The organism is Streptomyces sp. NPDC038707 (genome assembly GCF_040636485.1).
GTDB lineage: Bacteria > Actinomycetota > Actinomycetes > Streptomycetales > Streptomycetaceae > Streptomyces.
Window position 1 is genome coordinate 77,532 of the sequence record NZ_JBEZUP010000026.1, and the last position, 16,781, is coordinate 94,312.

Consider the following 16,781-nt stretch of genomic DNA (forward strand, 5'->3'; position numbering starts at 1 on the left):
CGCTCCCTTCCGGATCACCGGACGGAGCCCTCCGTTCTCGGGGGCCCGTCCGTCCGCCTCGCGGGCCACGGCGACCGGCCGCGCGGGCGGACGAAGGGCGCCGGCCGGACGGGGGATGGTCAGCCGGCGCCGTTCGGAGGGTCACTCGCGCATGCCCGCCAGCTCCACGGCCCGGCGCCGCAGGGCGAGCCCGGCCGGGGCGACCGACGACACCACCGCGAGCACCGCGCAGGCGGCGACGACCGCGCCGATGGTCCTCCACGGCAGCTCGATCGTCGTCCGCACCGACAGCAGGCCGAGCGCGCCCCACATGCCGAGCAGGTTCAGCGCGGCGACCAGGAGCCCCAGCAGCGCCCCGACCGCGACCACCATCACGGCCTCCGCGCCGACCAGCCGCAGCACCTGCCGGCGGGTCGCCCCGGCCAGCCGCAGCACCGCCAGGTCGCGCACCCGGTCGGAGGTCGCCATCACCATCGTGTTGGCCAGCGAGATCCCGGTGTACAGCAGGGCGATGCCGAGGACCAGCAGGAACCCGAGCCGGGCGGTGCGGTTGGTCTCCGGGTACGTCGCCGCCACGAACTGCGCCTTGGTGAGCACCTGTCCGCCCCCGCCGGCGACCGCGGCCCGCAGCCGCTCGGCCACCGCACCGGCGTCGGCGCCCCGGGCCAGGCCCACGTCGACCCGGTCGACGGCCGCGCCCCGGGCGTTGGCGGGCGTGACGTAGACACCGTTGTTGCCGGTGCCGACCGCCATCACCGCCGCGATCCGCAGCGTCGTGCGCGTGCCGTCGCCCAGCCACACCGGCACCCGGTCGCCCACGCGGTGCCGCTCCCATTCCTCGTTGACGACGATCGAACCGTCGTCGAGGTCGCTCACCCTGCCGGCGACCACCGGCAGGCGGGTCGTGGCGGCGAGCGGACGCGCCTCGGCCGCGCGGGCCTCGGACTTGACCAGCGCCACCCCGTCCTCCAGGACGTACACGGCGCTCGACGCGGTGGCCGACACCGTCGCCCCGGGCACCGCCCGCAGCCGGTCCAGCGTGGCGTCGTCGAAGCCGGACCCGCCGGCCGGGGTGACGACGAACGCCGCCGTGGTCTGCTCCCGCGTCTCGGCGGCCCTGGCCTCGTTCAGCGTCGCGGTGGCCCCCAGCAGCGATCCCGCCAGCGCGACCGTCACCAGGACCGGCGCCGCGATCGCCGCGGTGCGCCGTACCCCGGCCGCGGCGTTCTCCCGCACCAGCATCCCGCCGGCCCCCGGCAGCCGGGCCGGCAGCCAGGCCAGCAGCCGGGTCAGCGGGCGCACCACCACCGGCGCCAGCAGCGCCACCGCGGTGATCAGCAGCATGGGCCGGCTCACATACGTCTTGCGGTGCAGCAGGTCGCCCGGCTCGGTCACCAGGGCCAGGCCCAGGGTGACCGCGGCGGTCAGCAGCAGCCCCGCCCCGAACAGCCAGCGGCCCCAGGTCATCGCCCTGGTGTCCACGGCCGCCCCGCGCAGCGCCTCGGTGGGGCCGGTGCGGCCGGCCCGCCAGGACGCGGCGACCACCCCGCACAGGGCGACCAGCAGCCCCGTCCAGAACGCCATGAGGTACGGCCAGGTGTAGTCGCCGATGCGGAACCAGGCCGGTGCGAGCCCCCCGTCCACCACCCACTGGCCCAGCCGCGGCGCTCCGAAGGAACCGAGCACACAGCCGGCCGCGGAGGCGAGGACGCCCACCACCAGCGCCTCGGCGAACACCATGCGCCGGATCTGCCCGGGCGTCGCCCCGGCCGTGCGCAGCAGACCGAACTCCCGGCGCCGCTGGGCCACGGCGAACGCGAAGGTGGACGCCACCACGAACACCGACACGAAGGCGGTGACCCCGCCGGCCGTGCCGAACATGGCGTTCATCGCGGTCAGCGCCTCGCGGTCACGCTCGGGGTCGGCGTCGGCGAAGCGACGCGCGTCCCCGGTGAGGACCCGCACGCCCGCGCTGCCGCGCACGGCGTCCCGCACGGCCGCCGCGTCGGCGTCGACGACCAGCTGGACGCCGGCGGGGGACAGCCGGGCGGCCTCCTCGTCGGAGTAGAAGACGGCGTGTTCGAAGCCGCGGTCGGCGACGGTGCCCACGACCAGTGCCGTGCCGTGGTCGGTGCGCAGCCGCTCACCGGGCCGGGCCCAGTCGCCGCTGACGACGACCTCGCCGGCGGCGCGGGGCGCGTGGCCCGCCGTGAGCCGGTAGGGCGCGAACGCGGCCGTGGACCACGGGTGTCCGACCAGGCCGCCGGGGCCGCCCCGGGCCGTGACGGCGAACGAGCGGTCGCGGACGACGGTGCCGAGCCGTTCGAGCCTGCCGACGGTGTCCTCGGGCACCGCCCGCGGCGCGGCGAGCTGCTGCGTCCGCTCGCCGATCGGGGTGGACACCCACAGGATGTCCTGCCCCTTGACCACGACGGGAGCGGCGGCGAACCGCTCCGGGGCGCGCTCGGGGGCGTCCAGGGAGGAGGCCAGGGCCAGGCCCATCACGGCGAGCAGGGCCACGCCCAGGCAGAGCGCTACAAAGCTGCCGAGGAAGGTGACCCAGCGGGTGCGCAGGGTGCGCAGGGCGACGCTCAGCACGGCACGGCCTCCAGCTTGGTCATGCGCGCGGCGATGTCGTCGGCGCCCGCCCCGACGAGCTCGCCGTTGACCCGGCCGTCCACCAGGAACACCACGCGGTCGGCGTAGGACGCGGCCACCGGGTCGTGGGTGACCATGATGATCGTCTGGCCCTCGCGGTCGACCATCCCGCGCAGCAGCGTCAGCACCTCGCGGCTGGTCTGCGAGTCCAGGGCACCGGTCGGCTCGTCGCCGAACAGCACCTCGGGACGGGTGATCAGGGCGCGGGCGAGCGCCACCCGCTGCTGCTGACCGCCGGACATCTCCGTCGGCCGGTGCCGCGCCCGCTCGCCGAGCCCCACCTGCCCGAGCACCTCGCGCACCCGTGCCCGGGGCACCCGTCGGCCGGCCAGCCGCAGCGGCAGCGCCACGTTCTGCTCGGCGGTCAGCGAGGGCAGCAGGTTGAAGGCCTGGAAGACGAACCCGATGCGCTCCCGGCGCAGCAGGGTCAGCTTGGTCTCGCTGAGCTTCGTCAGCTCGGTCCCGCCCACGGAGACCGACCCGGAGGTGGGGCGGTCGAGGCCGGCGGCGCACTGCAACAGGGTCGACTTGCCGGAGCCGGAGGGGCCCATCACGGCGGTGAAGGTGCCGCGCGGGAAGGAGAGCGAGACCTCGTCGAGCGCTGTCACGGTGCCGTCGCCCGACCCGTACCGCCTGCTGACGGAGCGCAACTGGATGGCGTCGTGGTTCATCTGTCCCCACTCGTTCGGTGTGGTCCTCCCGCACCTGGCGGGACGGAGGTTTCGGGAGGCGGCGCCGGCAAGTCCGTTGTCCAGAGGGCGCCGGGCGCGGGAGGGGTGTGGCGGCCGGCAGGTCTCCGCACTGGCAGGAGGCTGCGTGCCGCGGTGCGTCAGCCGGGTCCGGCGGGGCCGATGAGGCAGCCGAGGAGGACGAACGCCGGTCCCCGCACCGCGCCGCTGACCACCGACCACAGCACACAGCGCCGCAGCGGCATGCGGGTCGCCCCGCACAGCGTCGGCACGAGGGTGCGCGGCACGGCGGTGAAGCGGCCGACGAACACCGCGAGACCGCCGTGCCGCCGGATCAGCCCCGGCGCCCGCGCGGTGTACGCGCCGTGCCGCCGGTGCTCCCGCAGGGGGGCGAGGATCCGCTCGTGCCGGCGCCGTCCGACGGCGTAGCCGATCACAGTGCCCGGCACGGCCCCCGCGAACGCGGCGAGCAGGGCCGCCTCGACGGTGAGGTGGGCCCGCCGGGCGAGCATGCCGCCCAGCACCACGGCCGGCTGACCCGGCATCAGCGTGCCGGCCACCGGGAGCGCCGCCTCCGGCGCCGGCAGCAGCAGTACCGCGGCGAGGATCCCGGAGGCACCGTACGCCACCACGTGCTCCGCCAGCCATGCCGTCATCGCGGGCCGCCTCTCTCGTTCTTCCGCTGTTCTCACGAAACCCTGCGAGGGCGGGCCGGCGCAGTGCGGCAGGAGCGAGCCTTGGGGTAGGGCGAGGCCTACCCCCCGGACTCCGGTCAGCTCGCCCGGGTGAACGTCAGGTCCGGGGGCACAGCCCCAGCGGACCCCCCGGCGACGAGCCACATCAGCTTGTGGAAGCGGTAGCGTGGCCGGCCCCCGGTGTCGATGCCGCTCATCTCCAGCGCCGACTCCTCCACCAGCCGCTCCAGGAACTGCTCCGCCGTCTCCCCGGACACGGTCGGCTCCGCGGCCGCGTCGCCCGCCGTGAACGTGCCGGGCAGGTGCGGGGCCAGGGCGCGCGCCACCTCCTGCTCGGCGGGCGGGCGCTGGGACAGCGCCGCCCCCAGCCGACGGCCCGGATCGAGGTGGCCGGCCCGCAACTCGCCCATGCGCGAGGCCGGACCGGCCAGCCGCGGGCCGCCGGCCAGTGCGGCCGGGCCGCACTGGCCGGGTCGCGGCGGCGCGCAGCGCGAGCGGCAGCCCGGCGCAGGCGTCGGCGACGACCCCGACGGCCTCGCGCTCACGGTCGACGCGGGCGCGCCCGGCGACCGAGCCGAGCAGGGCCCGGGACGCGGCGGGCCCGAGCGGGTCCAGCGCGACGGTACGGGACCCGGGCACCGCGGCCAGCCTGCTGCGGCTGGTGACCAGGACGGCGGCGCCGGTGGTGGACGGCAGCAGCGTCGCCAGCCGCCCGTCGCTGACCACCCGCCCCTGGGCGGGCAACAGCGCGGCCGGCACGGTGTGCGCCTTCGAGCCCGACAGCGCGATGCGCCGGGCGCCGTCTCTCGCCTCCACCGGGCCAAGAAGCCGGAATTCCATGTGTAATTCCACGTGTGACTTGCCACCTCACACGGCCGGGACCGCGCAGTGGAGCGGCCGGCTCACGAACGCCGAGCGCTTTTCCCAGCCATCGTGCGGCCGCCCCGTGGCGGAATAGTGCCTTCGACGTTGCAGCAGCCTGCGGCGGCAAGAGCGTGCCGCGCCCCGCCCGTGACCTCCCCGTACCCCCTCCCCGGGCGTCGGGGGCGCCGCCGATCCCCGGCCGGCTCCCCGCCCGGTTCCCCTGGTCACGGGCCCGCACCCGCCCCCGGCCGCCGTCCCTGCCACGGCGCGCCCCGCCAGGGGTAGGGCCAGCCCTACCCGCGATGTGCCGTCCGGACCGATGGCCGCCGTCCCACGGCGGCTTCTACCGTGGGGTCATGCACCCTCGCACTGTGTGGCAGGCCATGGCACGGCCCGGCTATCTGCTGTCGCCGTGGCCGTGGCGGTCGGCCGGGTATCTGCTCACCGGCGCGCTCACCGGCGCCCTCGCCCTGGCCGGGTTCGCCGTCGCCGTGGCGGTGGGCGGTGTGCTCGCCGTGGTCCTGGTCGGGCTGCCGCTGCTCGTGCTGACCGCGCTGGCCGGCATCCCGGTGGCCTGGGTGGAGCGCCACCGGCTGCGCCTGGTGGACCTCGACCCGGCCCCGCACCAGCACGCCCAGCCCGCCGCCGCGGGACTGTGGGTGTGGCTGACGACCCGGCTGCGGGAGCAGTCCACGTGGCGCGAACTCGGCTACGGCCTGCTGTTCTCCGCGCTGCTGTGGCCGGTCGACGCGCTGGCGTTCACCGTGGCGCTGCTCCTCCCGTGCTCCATGGTGCTCACCCCGCTGCTGCTGGCCACCGCCGGCGACGGCCAGGAGACCAAGGTGCTCAAGCAGTGGACGGTCACCAGCTGGCCGACGGCCTTCGGCGTGGCCGTCCTCGGCCTGGTCGTGCTGTGCGGCTGCGCCTACGTCCTCGGCGCCGCCGCCGGTGCCCGGGCCGAGCTGACCCGGCTGCTGATCGCCCCGCGCGACGGCGACCTGGGCGAGAAGGTCGTCGAACTCAACCGCTCCCGGGTGCGGTTGGTCGACGCCTTCGAGGCCGAGCGCCGCCGTATCGAGCGCGACCTGCACGACGGAGCGCAGCAGCGGCTCGTCGCCCTGACGATGACCCTGGGCCTGGCCCGGCTGGACGTGCCACCCGGCCCGCTCGCCGACCAGCTGGCCAGGGCGCACGACGAAGCCGGCCGGGCGCTGGCGGAACTGCGCGAACTCATCCACGGCATCCACCCCAAGGTGCTCGCCGACTACGGCCTGGAGGCCGCAGTGGCGGACGCGGCCGATCGCTCCCCGGTCCCCGTCGACGTGGATCTGGACCTGCCCGGCCGGCTGCCCGAGTCGGTGGAGGCCGCCGCGTACTTCGTGGTGTGCGAGGCCCTCGCCAACGTCGCCAGACACAGCGGCGCGAGCCGGGCCGAGGTCAGCGGCGGGCACCGTGACGGGCGGCTGCGCCTGCGGGTGTGCGACGACGGCCGTGGCGGCGCCGACTTCACCGCGGGGACCGGACTCACCGGGCTCGCGGACCGGGTGTCGGTTCTCGATGGCAGACTCTCCCTGTCCAGTCCGCCGGGCGGACCAACCCTGTTGCGTGTGGAGATTCCTTGCGAGCCCTGCGAGCCGACCGAACGCTCCGTGTAGTCCTGGCCGAGGACAGCGTCCTGCTGCGGGAGGGGCTCATCGGTCTGCTGCACCGATGCGGCCACGAGGTCGTCGCGGCGGTCGGCGACGCCGAGGCGCTCCTCACCGCCGTCGAGGAACACGAACCGGACATCGTGGTCACGGATGTGCGCATGCCCCCCGGCTTCCAGGACGAGGGCCTGCACGCGGCCGTCCGGCTGCGCGAGCACCGCCCCGCCCTGCCGGTGCTGGTGCTCAGCCAGTACGTGCAGCGGGCCTACGCCTCGGAACTGCTGGACTCCGGCGACGGCTCGGGCGTCGGCTACCTGCTCAAGGACCGGGTGGGCCAGGTCGAGGAGTTCGTGGACGCGCTGTGCGAGGTCGCGGACGGCGGCACGGTCGTCGACCCGGAGGTCGTACGGCAGTTGCTGCGCCGCCGCCGGGACCCGCTGGAGCGGCTCACCCCCCGCGAGCGCGAGGTGCTCGCCCTGATCGCCGAGGGCAAGTCCAACGGGGCGATCGCCCGCGAACTCGTCGTCTCCGAGGCGGCCGTGGGCAAGCACATCAGCAGCATCCTCACCAAGCTGGACCTGCCCCCGGCGGACGAGACGCACCGCAGGGTGCTCGCGGTGCTCGCCTTCCTGCGGGCCTGACACTCCCTCACCCGGGGCCGCCGGCGGACGACCGGCCGCCCCGGGCGGGCGTGGCCCGGGTGTGAGTAGTCGGGGTACAGGAAATCCCGGTGAGTACGATCATGCTCGTCCGGCACACGGGCCGGGGCCCTCGCGGGTGTACACGGAAAGGCGGCCGGGTGGGGGTGGGCGCAGCTTGACCCGGTGGAACAGCAGGGGCGCCGGGCCTGGCTGACTCGTCCCGGTCGAACCCCTCTCACATGCCGGGAGTCCCGGAGGAACTGATCGAGCCGGGGCCTGCACGTCACCGAACGGGGGCTGCCTTCGACACGATCCTCAAGTGGCGCGACCGCACCGCTGCCGGCGGCAGAGGTCGGTCCTGTCCTGCGATCAGAGCAGCGGCTCGACCAGAGCGTCCAGTTCGGCCCGGCTGATCTGGCCCATCCGGGCAGCCGCGATCCGGCCCTGCCGGTCGACGACGAAGGTGTAGGGGTAGCCCTGCGGGTTGACCAGGCCCTTGGGGATGCGCAGGAGCTGGACGATCTTCGGGTCGTGGAGACTGCGGTAGGTGACGTGATGCTCGCGGGCGAAGGCCGCTCCGGCTGCCCTCGACGCATCGGTGTCGACGCCCATGACGCGTACGCCGCGCGTGCGGAGGGTGGTGTGCACGGCGGAGAGGTCACGAGCTTCGGCGCGGCAGGGGCCGCACCAGGACGCCCACGCGTTCACGACGAGCACGTTGCCTCGGTAGTCGTGTACGGCGATCGGGCGACCGTCGATCGCGGTCCCCGCCAGGTCGGGCATTTTCTGGCGGTGGGCCGGAGCGAACGTCTCCTGTAAGCGGGGTGCTTGACCATCGTCCAGTTCGGGTCCCGCGCAACCGGATGCCATCAGCAGGGCCAGGACAAGGCCGACAGTTTTTGCGATGTTCATGATGATGAGGATGTCACCCTGTTGCGGACTGCCACGGGGAATATGGGGCGGGAGGTTCCGGAAACGTGCTCACGGGTTCGGGATCGCCCGCTCATTGCCGTCGAGGGCGTAGCGCTTCTTCAGGACGGCGTCGAGCTTGCCCGAGCGCACGGCGGACATGCCCCAGGCGGTCGGCAGCTGGAGCGTGAAAAGCGCGAAAAACGAATGCATCGCGGCGGCGTCCAGGAGTTCCCCCGGATTGACCGCTCCGTAGGGCGCTGCGTTGGCGACGCCGAGAACCAGCATGTAGACGGTGCCGTCGATGAGGACCGTCCTCCAGCGTGGCAGCGGAGAGAGCAGACTGCGACCCAAGGTGAGCACTGCGGTGCAGGTGACAAGGAAGACGGCCTGGTCCCTGCACCATGTGAGCGGCTCGGGCCCGGTGGGGCCGAGCTTGTCGTCGAACGCGAGCGAATAGCCGGCCAGCACCACAGTCCCGGTGAGCCACGAGATCAGCGTGACCCAGGCAGCGTAGGCGAGTGCGCTGCGCCAGGGAGTGAACATCATGGCGCTCCTTTCAGGCCCCTGGTCGGAGCCGGTGGCGCTGACATCATCCCACCCTTGTCGTGCCGGCAGCCGCCCACCCTCGAGCAGCGGTGATCCGGCTGCTCCACGCAGGGGTCCTCCCCGCTTGAGTGACATGGCGAGCATCGAACGTAAACGCGAACTATCATGTCTGCTACGTCCGTTGGGGAGGTGTCTGATAAGGCATTGCCCTCGGGGGAAGCTGGTCGTACCCGGTGCGGAGTCGTCTGATGCGGTGCCCTACGGTGGCCCTCGTATCGCTGTGCTCACAGGGGGTCGACTTCCCACCATGAAGCTCTCACGCCGCCTCGCTCTTGGTGCCGTCGCAGGCATCGTGGTCCTGGCCGTGGGAGGCGGGGTGACGGCTCACCTGCTGGACGATCCAGCACGGGGACTGACGGCTGCCGCGCAGGCGGGAGACGCGCACTGCCGGAAACTCACCGGGAAGGTGCCAGGACGGCTGGCGGGCAAGGAACGCCGGTCTGTCGGACTCGACGGCGTAGTGGTGTGGGGCGACCAGGATGTGATCCTGCGCTGCGGTGTCGCGAGCCCGACGGCGACGACGGACCCGTGTTTCGAGGCGAACGGGGTCGACTGGATCCTCGACGAGCGGCAGTCGACCCCGGATCGCAAGGTCATCGTGACGTTCGGCCGAACGCCGGCCACGCAAGTCGCCATCCGCGTACAGGGAGTGCGGACGGACGAGGCGATCCTGGAGCTGTCCCCTCTGGTGGAGGGAATCCGGCAGACCGGCCGGTGCTTGGCTGCCCAGTGACGCGTGCCGGGCCCGCTCGCAAGACGTGCGGGCCCGGCTGCTTACGCGAACGTCGGCTTCTGCTTCTGCTTCTGCCCTCGGCCCGAGGCCGGAGCGAGGTGCCGGGAGGATGACGGCTCGTCGGACAGCGCGTTGTGGGCCAAGGCGGAGACGATCGCGACCTGTGTTCGCGTCTGCTGCCCCAGCTTCGCCACGATGTTCAAGATGTGTGCCTTCACCGTGCGTTCGGCGATGCCCAGCTCCCTCGACAGTTCACGATTGCCGACACCTGTCGACGGAACAGGAATTCCAGCACCTCAACCACTCACGCCCGTGGCCCCCGGATATAGCTGCCGCATGCGTCCGGCATAGGAGCGGCGCGGACGCTGGCGGACGGCCCGGTGGGACCCGCCGGGCCGTCCGCCCACGGAGGAGAGCCCATGCGCCGCCGACTCGCCGCCCCCCTGGTCACCGCCGCCTTCGCGGTGGCCGCGGCCCTGCTGCCCGCCGCCACCGTTCACGCCGCGCCCGCCGACAAGGCCGCCGTCCTGAGCAGCTGGACCCAGACCAGCGCCTCCAGCTACACCGCGTTCTCCGCGGCACGCGCCGACCGGGGCGCCTGGAGCGCCTACGGCTTCGACTGGTCCACCGACTACTGCACGACCTCCCCGGACAACCCCTTCGGCTTCCCCTTCGCCTCCGCCTGCGCCCGCCACGACTTCGGCTACCGCAACTACCACGCGGCCGGCACCTTCGACGCCAACAAGTCCCGCCTGGACGACGCCCTGTACGCCGACCTCAAGCGGGTGTGCGCCACCTACAGCGGGCTGAAGAAGTCCTCCTGCGACGCCACCGCCTGGACCTACTACCAGGCGGTCGACAAGCTCGGCAGCTGACCCCGCCGACAGCGGGCCCGCCGCCGTCCCGTGCCACGGCTCGGCCCGCAGTACGCGGCGTACGAAGGGCCAGGAGCGTGAACGTTCGTCGACCCGCCCTCGGGCGAACGACCACTCAGCCTCCAGAGGCCGTCCAGGTTCACCCGGAACAGTGTCCGTGCACGGGAGCTACGGCGTGTTGGGAGGCGTGGTGAGTCTGCGTTCAGAAGGCATGGGTCCGGGTGCGCGGAAGGGGCGACGGAGCTCCGGCGTGGTCCCCACCGTGAGTGCGGACCGGCTCACGGAGGCCGGCAACCGGTCCGAGGAGTCGGAGGACGACTGGCGTCAGTCCATCGAGGCCACCCTCATTCCGATGGCGTCCATGGTGGCGTCGATCCTGTCGTTCGCGGCGGGCGACCAGAGGCGGAAAGCCTGAGCCCGGTCAGCCGACGGAGCCGCCCGGGCCCAGTTGGGCCGTCACCTCGTCGAGGAGCCGCGCGCCCTCCCACAGCACGTCGTCCGGGGTGGACTCGGCCTGGAGCAACTTCTGCGCGGCTGCGGTGAGGTCGTCGAGTGCCGGCCGTTCCCTCGCGGATCCGAATTGCTTCCGGAAGTCGCCGACGATCTCCTCGACCGCGCTTCGGACGGAGTCGCTCAGGGTTTCCACCGGAGCCGCCGGAGCCGCCGCCCGGGCTCTGCGCGGCGGTCTGTTGGCCCGGCCGGTCGGCACCGGGGGAGCTGCCGGTGAGCCGCTCGCTCAGCTTGGTGAGCAATCCGTAACCGTGACTGGGCTGTCGATCGAGCAGGTCCAGCAGGTGAAACCGCATCGGCTGCGGGAGAAGCGGCGGTTGTCGCTCATCTGCCTGTCCTCCTGGACGACTGACACCGAAGGCTTCCTGCGTGCGTACGTGAGATGAGGCGAGGGAGACCGGAGATCCGTTGCGGCACCTGAACTGGACTCCCTCGCCACCGCGCGCTACGGGAAGACCGCTGACCTGCTCACCTCCGGACCCCGCCGGATCCGCCACGGCATCAAGGTGGCGGCGGAGCTCGCCAGTGCGCTCGCCGGCGACCCCGCCCACTCCACCGCGCGTCGCATCCGCCTGTCAGTGCCGAAGGACGAAGTCCCGGACCGCCGCACGGTCTCGGTGGCGCACCCCAGGTCCGTACCCGCATGGCCCCGCTCAGGACACCTTCGCCGAGTGGCCGGAAAGTGAAGGCACTGTTCATTCGCCCGGGTGATAGGCCGTCTGCTTCCGGCCAAAGGGCGGTGCCCTGCGTTGGAGGACGGCGCCGGCGCGAAAGGCTGCCTGGCGACGGTCCGCGACCGGCGGGCCCGTGCGGATCTTCCGAAGAGGAGACGTCATGTCCTGGCAGAGCTATGTGGACGAACAGTTTGTGGGTACGAGCGACTCCGGCACGCGGTCGTCATCAGCGCCGACACCGGGGAGAACCTGGCCCACGGCAGCGGCCATGAGCTGCAGGCCGGCGAGGGACAGGGGATCGTGGCACTGTTCACGAACCCCTCCTTCGCGTTCGCCTCCCGCATTCCCGTCAACGGCGTGAGGTACTCGGCGATCAGGGCCGACGAGCGCCTGATCCAAGGCCAGGAGGGCGCCACCGGCGTCGCTCTGGCCAAGACGAACAAGGTCGTCATCACCGGCTACTACGACGAGCAGCAGAGCCCGGGACCCGTAGCGGTGACCGTCGACAAGTTGGCCGACTTCCTCATCGATCAAGACGAGTGAGCCCACCGGGGCGCACCTTCCCTTCGATGCGCCTGGCCAGGTTCCGGTCGTACAGCAGTCCGATCAGCGGACAGACGGAAACGGACCAGGGCCGACGGTCCCACGCGACTGTCCGACCACCTGGTCCACTATGCCCTCCAACTTCCGTGCCGGTCCCGGGTTGGCGCCCAGGGGCGAGCGCTCGCGGCGGTTGTGCACGTTCCTGCGCGAGCAGGCGTGGACATGCTCCAAGGGTCCGTTGTCCGGCGCCCCTCGGGGTGGCCACGTTTCCGTACCGGCCCCGTGCCACCGCCACGTCACCAGCCACCGCCGTCATGGCCCCGATCGTGAAAGGAAGCCTCGTGCTGCAGAAGAACACCGACAGGCCGCCCAGGGCACCGGGCGGGCTGCCGCTGCTCGGACACCTCAAGCCGCTGCTCACCGATCCGCTGGGGCTGCTGGAGTCACTTCCACGGACCGGCGACGTCGTCGAGGTCCGCTTCGGCCGGACGCCGACCTACGTGGTGTGTTCCGCCGAAGCGGCCCAGCAGGTGCTCATGAACCCTGACCACGCCTTCGACAAGGGCGGCACGTTCTACGAGAACATGCGCTCCATCGTCGGCGACGGCATGGCCACCTGCCCGATGTCCCAGCACAAGCGGCTCCGCCTCCTGGCCCAGCCGGCGTTCCGGTCGGACCGGATGACCGGCTACGCCCACACCATCCACACGCAGGTCGACGCCTTCACCTCGCCCTGGCGCCACGGACAGGCACTCGACGTGCTGCCGCAGATGCGGTCACTGGCCACCCGCTCCACTCTCGCCACGATGTTCTCCCGCCGGGAACCCGGCCCGGAGATCGCCGGCCTGCGACAGGCCGTCACCGACTTCGTCGAACACCAGACCATCCTGCGGATGATCTCCCCCGGCCTCAACCGCCTGCCTACCCCACGCAACCACCGCTACCGCCGGAGCGAAGCCCGGCTGCTGCGTTTCCTGGACGACGAGATCGCTGCCTACCGCCAGGACGGGAGGGACCATGGCGACCTCATGTCCATGTTCACCACCGCCGGCGACAGCGACCGGCTCAACGACCAAGAGGTCCGCGACACGGCCATGACGGTGCTCCTCGGAGGAGTGACCGCAACAGCCGTCGGCCACGCCTGGGCCCTGCACCAGCTCTCCCAGGACAGCGACCTGGACGCCGAGGTGGCACATGAGGCCCAGTCCGTCGCCCTGCTCCAAGAAGGACGCCCGGCGGCCGAGGTGATGGAGCGACTGCCCCGTACCCGAAGCGTCGTCGCCGAGATCCTCCGCAGGCGCGCCCCCAGTTGGATCTTTCCGCGCGTTGCCGTCACAGACACCATCATCGCCACCCGGCGCATCCCTGCCGGTTCCCAGGTACTGCTGAGCCCTTACGCCCTGCACCACCGCGCCGACCTGTTCCCCGACCCGGAGAATTTCGATCCGCGCAGGTGGGACGGACGCGATCCGCACCGGACCACCGGCTGGCTGCCCTTTGGAGCGGGGGCCTCCAAATGCATCGGCTACGAACTCGCCTTCATGGACCTGACCCTCTCCCTCGCCTGCATCACCCGGTCCTGGCGCCTGCAGCCCTGCCCCGGCTCCGTGCGCCCCCGCCCCCGGCTGCACCTGGAACCACACGGTCTGACCCTGCGCCTGGCCGAGCGCGAGCCAGGCTGCCCCCGCCGGCCGTGACCCATTGGTTCCGTAGGACCGCTCTCCACGCCGCCGCTCTCTACAGCGTCATGCGTTGCGGTCGATCGATTCCCGACGCCGTGACCCGGCTCGCCGAGCAGTGCCCGGACGTCGGCAACCTCGTGGCCGGCGCGGCCCTGCCCGCGATCGGCGCCCTGCCGCTGGCCGTGGCCCGGGGCATGGGCTGTCCCGTGGCCTACCTGTCCGGCCTGACGATGCGGCGGACAGCCGATCTCTACCCCGGCGAGGCGAAGACGGACGCGAAGGACGCGTTCATCATCGCGGACGTGGCCCGCGCGATGCCGCACACGCTGCGGGCTATCGACGGCGAGGACGAGACGATGGGTTGCTGCTCAAGGACACCCTCGCCCCGACCTGCTCGCGGCCGTCCGCGCCGTCGCTCGCGGTGACGCGGTCACGGGACCGAGCGTGACCCGTCGGCTCCTCGATCGCTATGTCGAGACGGCGCCCGGGCGCATCCCGTCGGCGGACAGCCTGAGCCTGCTGACCGGGCGCGAGCACGAAGTGCTGGTGCTCATCGCCCGGGGCTTGTCCGGCACGGAGATCGCCCAACGCCTCCACCTGACCGAGGGCACCGTCAACACGCACGTCAGCCGCGTACTCGCCGGGCCGCGTCCGGACCGACGCGTGGTCGCGGACCGCGAGATGGACGGTGATGTCGCTGGAGTCGCAGAAGGTGGGGCCGCTGTGCTCGACGACGAGTTGTCGGCCCCGGCCGTTGTCCAGCCCGGGCGGGAGGCGGTGGATCTCGGGTGCGCCGTAGTGGCCGGGGGCTCCGGTCACCTCGACGACGGGACCAGAGGGGTGCTCCCGGTGTGGGTGATCATCTTGCTCACCGTCGGTCTTCTCGACCGGCGCGGGGCACGTGGACGGCCAGGACGGCGGTGTCGTCGTCCACGCCGGTGCCGAGCGTGTCGAGGAGATCGCGGACGGCTGTGATGGTGCCCTGGGCGGTGGTGGGGGCCAGGGCCCGGACGAAGTCGAGGAGGGCTTCATCGCCGTAGCGTTCGCCGGGGACGGCGGTGTGGGCCTCGGTGAGGCCGTCGGTGTGCAGGAGGAGGGTGTCACCGGGATCGAGGCGGAAGGTGGTGGTGGCGATGTAGGCGTCGGGCAGGACGCCGATGAGCTGGCCGCCGGGGGTGGGCAGGTACTCGGCGGTGCCGTCCGCGCGGAGCAGCAGGGCCGGGGGGTGGCCGCCGCTGGCGAGGCTGATACGGAAGCCGCCCTGGTCGCCGTCTGGGGTGAGCAGGCCGAAGATGACGGTGCAGAACCGGGGGTCGGTGCCGTTGTACTCGTGGTTGAGGACGGTGTTGAGGTTGCTGAGGACCGCGGCCGGGTCGGGGTCGTAGACGGCGGCGGCGCGCAGGGTGTAGCGGGCCAGGGAGGTGACGGCCGCCGCCTCGGCGCCCTTGCCGCACACGTCGCCGAGGAACAGTCCCCAGGTACCGGCTGCGAGGGGGAAGAGGTCGTAGAAGTCGCCGCCGACCTCGTCGATCGAGGCGATGTGGTAGTGCGCGGCCACGTCCAGGCCGGGAACGTTCTCCAGTGCCGGCGGCAGGAGCGTCTTCTGCAGGGTGGTGGCCAGCTGCTGGAGGCGTTCGCGTTCGCGCTCGGCCTCCTGGCGGGTGCGCAGCAGCTCCTGCTCGTAGGTGCGGCGGTCACGGGCGTCGAAGACGGTGGTGCGGATCAGCAGTGGCTGCCCGTCGCTGCCGCTCTTGACGGTGGCGGTCACCAGGACCGGCAGTCGGCTGCCGTCGGCCGCTCTCAGCTCGAGCGCGATACCGCTGATCTCGCCCTGCATGCGCAGGAGCGGCGCGAAGTGCGTCTCGTGATAAAGCCGCCCACCGACGGTGAGGAGGTCGCAGAACTTCCTTCGGCCGACCAGGTCCGTGCGCCTGTAGCCCAGCCAGTTCAGCAGAGTGGTGTTGACCTTGACGATCTGCCCGTCCAGCAGGGTGGACAGATAGCCGCACGGGGCGTTCTCGTACAGGTCCTCGACGCTGTCCTCCAGCAGAGCGGAGAAAGCCTGGTCATCGTCCGGGGGCTCGTCTGGATCCCGGCCGGAGCCCTGGTCACCGTCGGACCGGCACATCATCGCAGTGTCCTCGCGAACGCGGCGATCGCCTGGGCGGTCTCCTCGGGGGCGCTGAGCTGGGGGCAGTGCCCGGTGGCGTTCAGGGTGATGAGCCGGCTGCCCTCGATCTGGGCCTGGACGAAGGCACCGACCTCTGGTGGGGCGATCGCGTCGCTGGAGCACTGGGCGACGAGGGTGGGCACCGCCACCTGCGCCAGGTCGGTGCGGTTGTCGGACAGGAACGTCACACGGGCGAAGACCCGGGCGATCTCCGGGTCGGTGGCGCAGAAGCTGTTGGTCAGCTCCTGCCCCAGTTCCGGACGCTCGGGGTTGCCCATGATGACCGGCGCCATCGCCCCCGACCAGCCCAGATAGTTCGCGTCCAAGGACTCCAGCAGTTCCTCGATGTCCTCGGCACTGAACCCGCCGCGGTACCCGGCCGCGGGATCGTCGATGAAGCAGGGAGAGGGAGCGAGCAACACCAGCCCCGCGAAGTACTCGGGGTGTCGCGCTGCGGCCAGCACGCCCATCATCGCGCTGACCGAGTGGCCCACGAACGTCACCGGACCGAGGTCCAGTTCCCGGCAGATCTCCAGCACGTCGTCCACATAGCCGTCCATGCTGGAGTAGCGGTCCTCGCTCCACGCCGACAGGTCCGAGCGGCCTGCTCCCACATGGTCGAAGAGCACCACTGTGAATTCACGCTCCAGCGCCGGTACCACCAGACGCCACAGATTCTGGTCGCATCCGAACCCGTGCGCCAGCATCACCACCGGCGCGCCCGGCCGTCCGGACACCCGCACCTGGTTTCTGCTGCGCACGTCCATACGTTTCATCCTCGCAGACCCAGGATGCCGGGAACCGGCGAGCGACGCACCCAGCAACGTCCGGTAACCGCAGTGCCCGCGCCGGGCATCCCATCGGTACCGGGAGCCTGCGGGAC

18 protein-coding genes and 1 pseudogene are annotated in these 16,781 nt (G+C 72.3%); 9 read left to right on the plus strand and 10 right to left on the minus strand.

The features are described from left to right. Window positions 1-141: 141 nt before the first annotated feature. The 4 genes from AB0E62_RS28870 to AB0E62_RS28885 all read right to left on the minus strand — a co-directional run bounded on the left by AB0E62_RS28870 (window position 142) and on the right by AB0E62_RS28885 (window position 4,452). Complete coding sequence (locus AB0E62_RS28870) at window positions 142-2,598, minus strand: ABC transporter permease (RefSeq protein ID WP_362200012.1); 2,457 nt, start codon at window positions 2,596-2,598, stop codon at window positions 142-144. Next, the gene (locus AB0E62_RS28875) at window positions 2,592-3,329 is read right to left on the minus strand and encodes an ABC transporter ATP-binding protein (protein WP_362200015.1); all 738 of its coding nucleotides are present in this window, start codon (window positions 3,327-3,329) and stop codon (window positions 2,592-2,594) included. Before AB0E62_RS28875 ends, AB0E62_RS28870 begins: the two co-directional genes overlap by 7 nt. Window positions 3,330-3,487: 158 nt before the next feature. Next, window positions 3,488-4,003: a VTT domain-containing protein gene (locus tag AB0E62_RS28880; protein ID WP_362200018.1), complete on the minus strand. Its 516-nt coding sequence runs from the start codon at window positions 4,001-4,003 to the stop codon at window positions 3,488-3,490. A 116-nt stretch (window positions 4,004-4,119) separates the two neighbouring features. Continuing rightward, window positions 4,120-4,452 carry a hypothetical protein gene (locus AB0E62_RS28885; RefSeq protein WP_362200021.1) on the minus strand — a complete coding sequence of 111 codons (333 nt, stop codon included), beginning with the start codon at window positions 4,450-4,452 and terminating at the stop codon, window positions 4,120-4,122. A gap of 837 nt (window positions 4,453-5,289) precedes the next feature. Between AB0E62_RS28885 and AB0E62_RS28890 the strand changes: the two genes are divergently transcribed. After that, window positions 5,290-6,561, plus strand: coding sequence for a sensor domain-containing protein (locus AB0E62_RS28890; RefSeq protein WP_362200083.1), 1,272 nt, complete (start codon window positions 5,290-5,292; stop codon window positions 6,559-6,561). Beyond that, window positions 6,534-7,193, plus strand: coding sequence for a response regulator transcription factor (locus AB0E62_RS28895; RefSeq protein ID WP_362200086.1), 660 nt, complete (start codon window positions 6,534-6,536; stop codon window positions 7,191-7,193). The genes AB0E62_RS28890 and AB0E62_RS28895 overlap by 28 nt, the downstream gene beginning before the upstream one ends. A 369-nt stretch (window positions 7,194-7,562) precedes the next feature. Here AB0E62_RS28895 and AB0E62_RS28900 read toward each other — a convergent pair whose 3' ends face one another. Together AB0E62_RS28900 and AB0E62_RS28905 are read right to left on the minus strand one after the other, a co-directional pair. Next, complete coding sequence (locus AB0E62_RS28900; protein WP_362200024.1) at window positions 7,563-7,976, minus strand: TlpA disulfide reductase family protein; 414 nt, start codon at window positions 7,974-7,976, stop codon at window positions 7,563-7,565. Window positions 7,977-8,174: 198 nt separating this feature from the next. Next, window positions 8,175-8,651, minus strand: coding sequence for a hypothetical protein (locus tag AB0E62_RS28905; RefSeq protein WP_362200027.1), 477 nt, complete (start codon window positions 8,649-8,651; stop codon window positions 8,175-8,177). Window positions 8,652-8,958: 307 nt separating this feature from the next. On the opposite strand from AB0E62_RS28905, the gene AB0E62_RS28910 reads away from it, so the two are divergent. Then, a complete protein-coding gene (locus AB0E62_RS28910) occupies window positions 8,959-9,444 on the plus strand; it encodes a DUF3515 family protein (RefSeq protein WP_362200029.1) in 486 nt (161 codons plus the stop codon). A 41-nt stretch (window positions 9,445-9,485) separates the two neighbouring features. Here AB0E62_RS28910 and AB0E62_RS28915 read toward each other — a convergent pair whose 3' ends face one another. Continuing rightward, on the minus strand, window positions 9,486-9,731 hold the full coding sequence (locus tag AB0E62_RS28915; RefSeq protein ID WP_362200089.1) for a LuxR C-terminal-related transcriptional regulator: 246 nt from the start codon (window positions 9,729-9,731) through the stop codon (window positions 9,486-9,488). Window positions 9,732-9,863: 132 nt separating this feature from the next. On the opposite strand from AB0E62_RS28915, the gene AB0E62_RS28920 reads away from it, so the two are divergent. Together AB0E62_RS28920 and AB0E62_RS28925 are read left to right on the plus strand one after the other, a co-directional pair. Then, window positions 9,864-10,319: a phospholipase gene (locus AB0E62_RS28920; RefSeq protein ID WP_362200031.1), complete on the plus strand. Its 456-nt coding sequence runs from the start codon at window positions 9,864-9,866 to the stop codon at window positions 10,317-10,319. Between the two features lie 250 nt (window positions 10,320-10,569). Further along, on the plus strand, window positions 10,570-10,734 hold the full coding sequence (locus AB0E62_RS28925; RefSeq protein ID WP_362200033.1) for a hypothetical protein: 165 nt from the start codon (window positions 10,570-10,572) through the stop codon (window positions 10,732-10,734). 6 nt (window positions 10,735-10,740) lie between these two features. On the opposite strand, the gene AB0E62_RS28930 is transcribed toward AB0E62_RS28925, so the two are convergent. After that, window positions 10,741-10,965, minus strand: coding sequence for a hypothetical protein (locus AB0E62_RS28930; RefSeq protein ID WP_362200036.1), 225 nt, complete (start codon window positions 10,963-10,965; stop codon window positions 10,741-10,743). Window positions 10,966-11,536: 571 nt separating this feature from the next. On the opposite strand from AB0E62_RS28930, the gene AB0E62_RS28935 reads away from it, so the two are divergent. The 4 genes and pseudogenes from AB0E62_RS28935 to AB0E62_RS28950 all read left to right on the plus strand — a co-directional run bounded on the left by AB0E62_RS28935 (window position 11,537) and on the right by AB0E62_RS28950 (window position 14,703). Further along, a complete protein-coding gene (locus tag AB0E62_RS28935) occupies window positions 11,537-12,046 on the plus strand; it encodes a profilin (protein ID WP_362200039.1) in 510 nt (169 codons plus the stop codon). A 341-nt stretch (window positions 12,047-12,387) separates the two neighbouring features. Next, entirely contained in the window at window positions 12,388-13,743 is a 1,356-nt protein-coding gene (locus AB0E62_RS28940) for a cytochrome P450 (protein ID WP_362200042.1), read from the plus strand. Window positions 13,744-13,883: 140 nt separating this feature from the next. Further along, window positions 13,884-14,066: pseudogene (locus AB0E62_RS28945) on the plus strand (transposase); the annotation flags it as partial. Between the two features lie 208 nt (window positions 14,067-14,274). Continuing rightward, window positions 14,275-14,703 (plus strand): LuxR C-terminal-related transcriptional regulator, encoded by a 429-nt coding sequence (locus AB0E62_RS28950; protein WP_362200091.1) that lies wholly within the window; start codon window positions 14,275-14,277, stop codon window positions 14,701-14,703. Here AB0E62_RS28950 and AB0E62_RS28955 read toward each other — a convergent pair. Together AB0E62_RS28955 and AB0E62_RS28960 are read right to left on the minus strand one after the other, a co-directional pair. Next, on the minus strand, window positions 14,597-15,856 hold the full coding sequence (locus AB0E62_RS28955) for a SpoIIE family protein phosphatase (RefSeq protein ID WP_362200045.1): 1,260 nt from the start codon (window positions 15,854-15,856) through the stop codon (window positions 14,597-14,599). The genes AB0E62_RS28950 and AB0E62_RS28955 overlap by 107 nt on opposite strands. After that, on the minus strand, window positions 15,856-16,665 hold the full coding sequence (locus AB0E62_RS28960) for an alpha/beta hydrolase (protein ID WP_362200048.1): 810 nt from the start codon (window positions 16,663-16,665) through the stop codon (window positions 15,856-15,858). Before AB0E62_RS28960 ends, AB0E62_RS28955 begins: the two co-directional genes overlap by 1 nt. Window positions 16,666-16,781 lie beyond the last annotated feature (116 nt).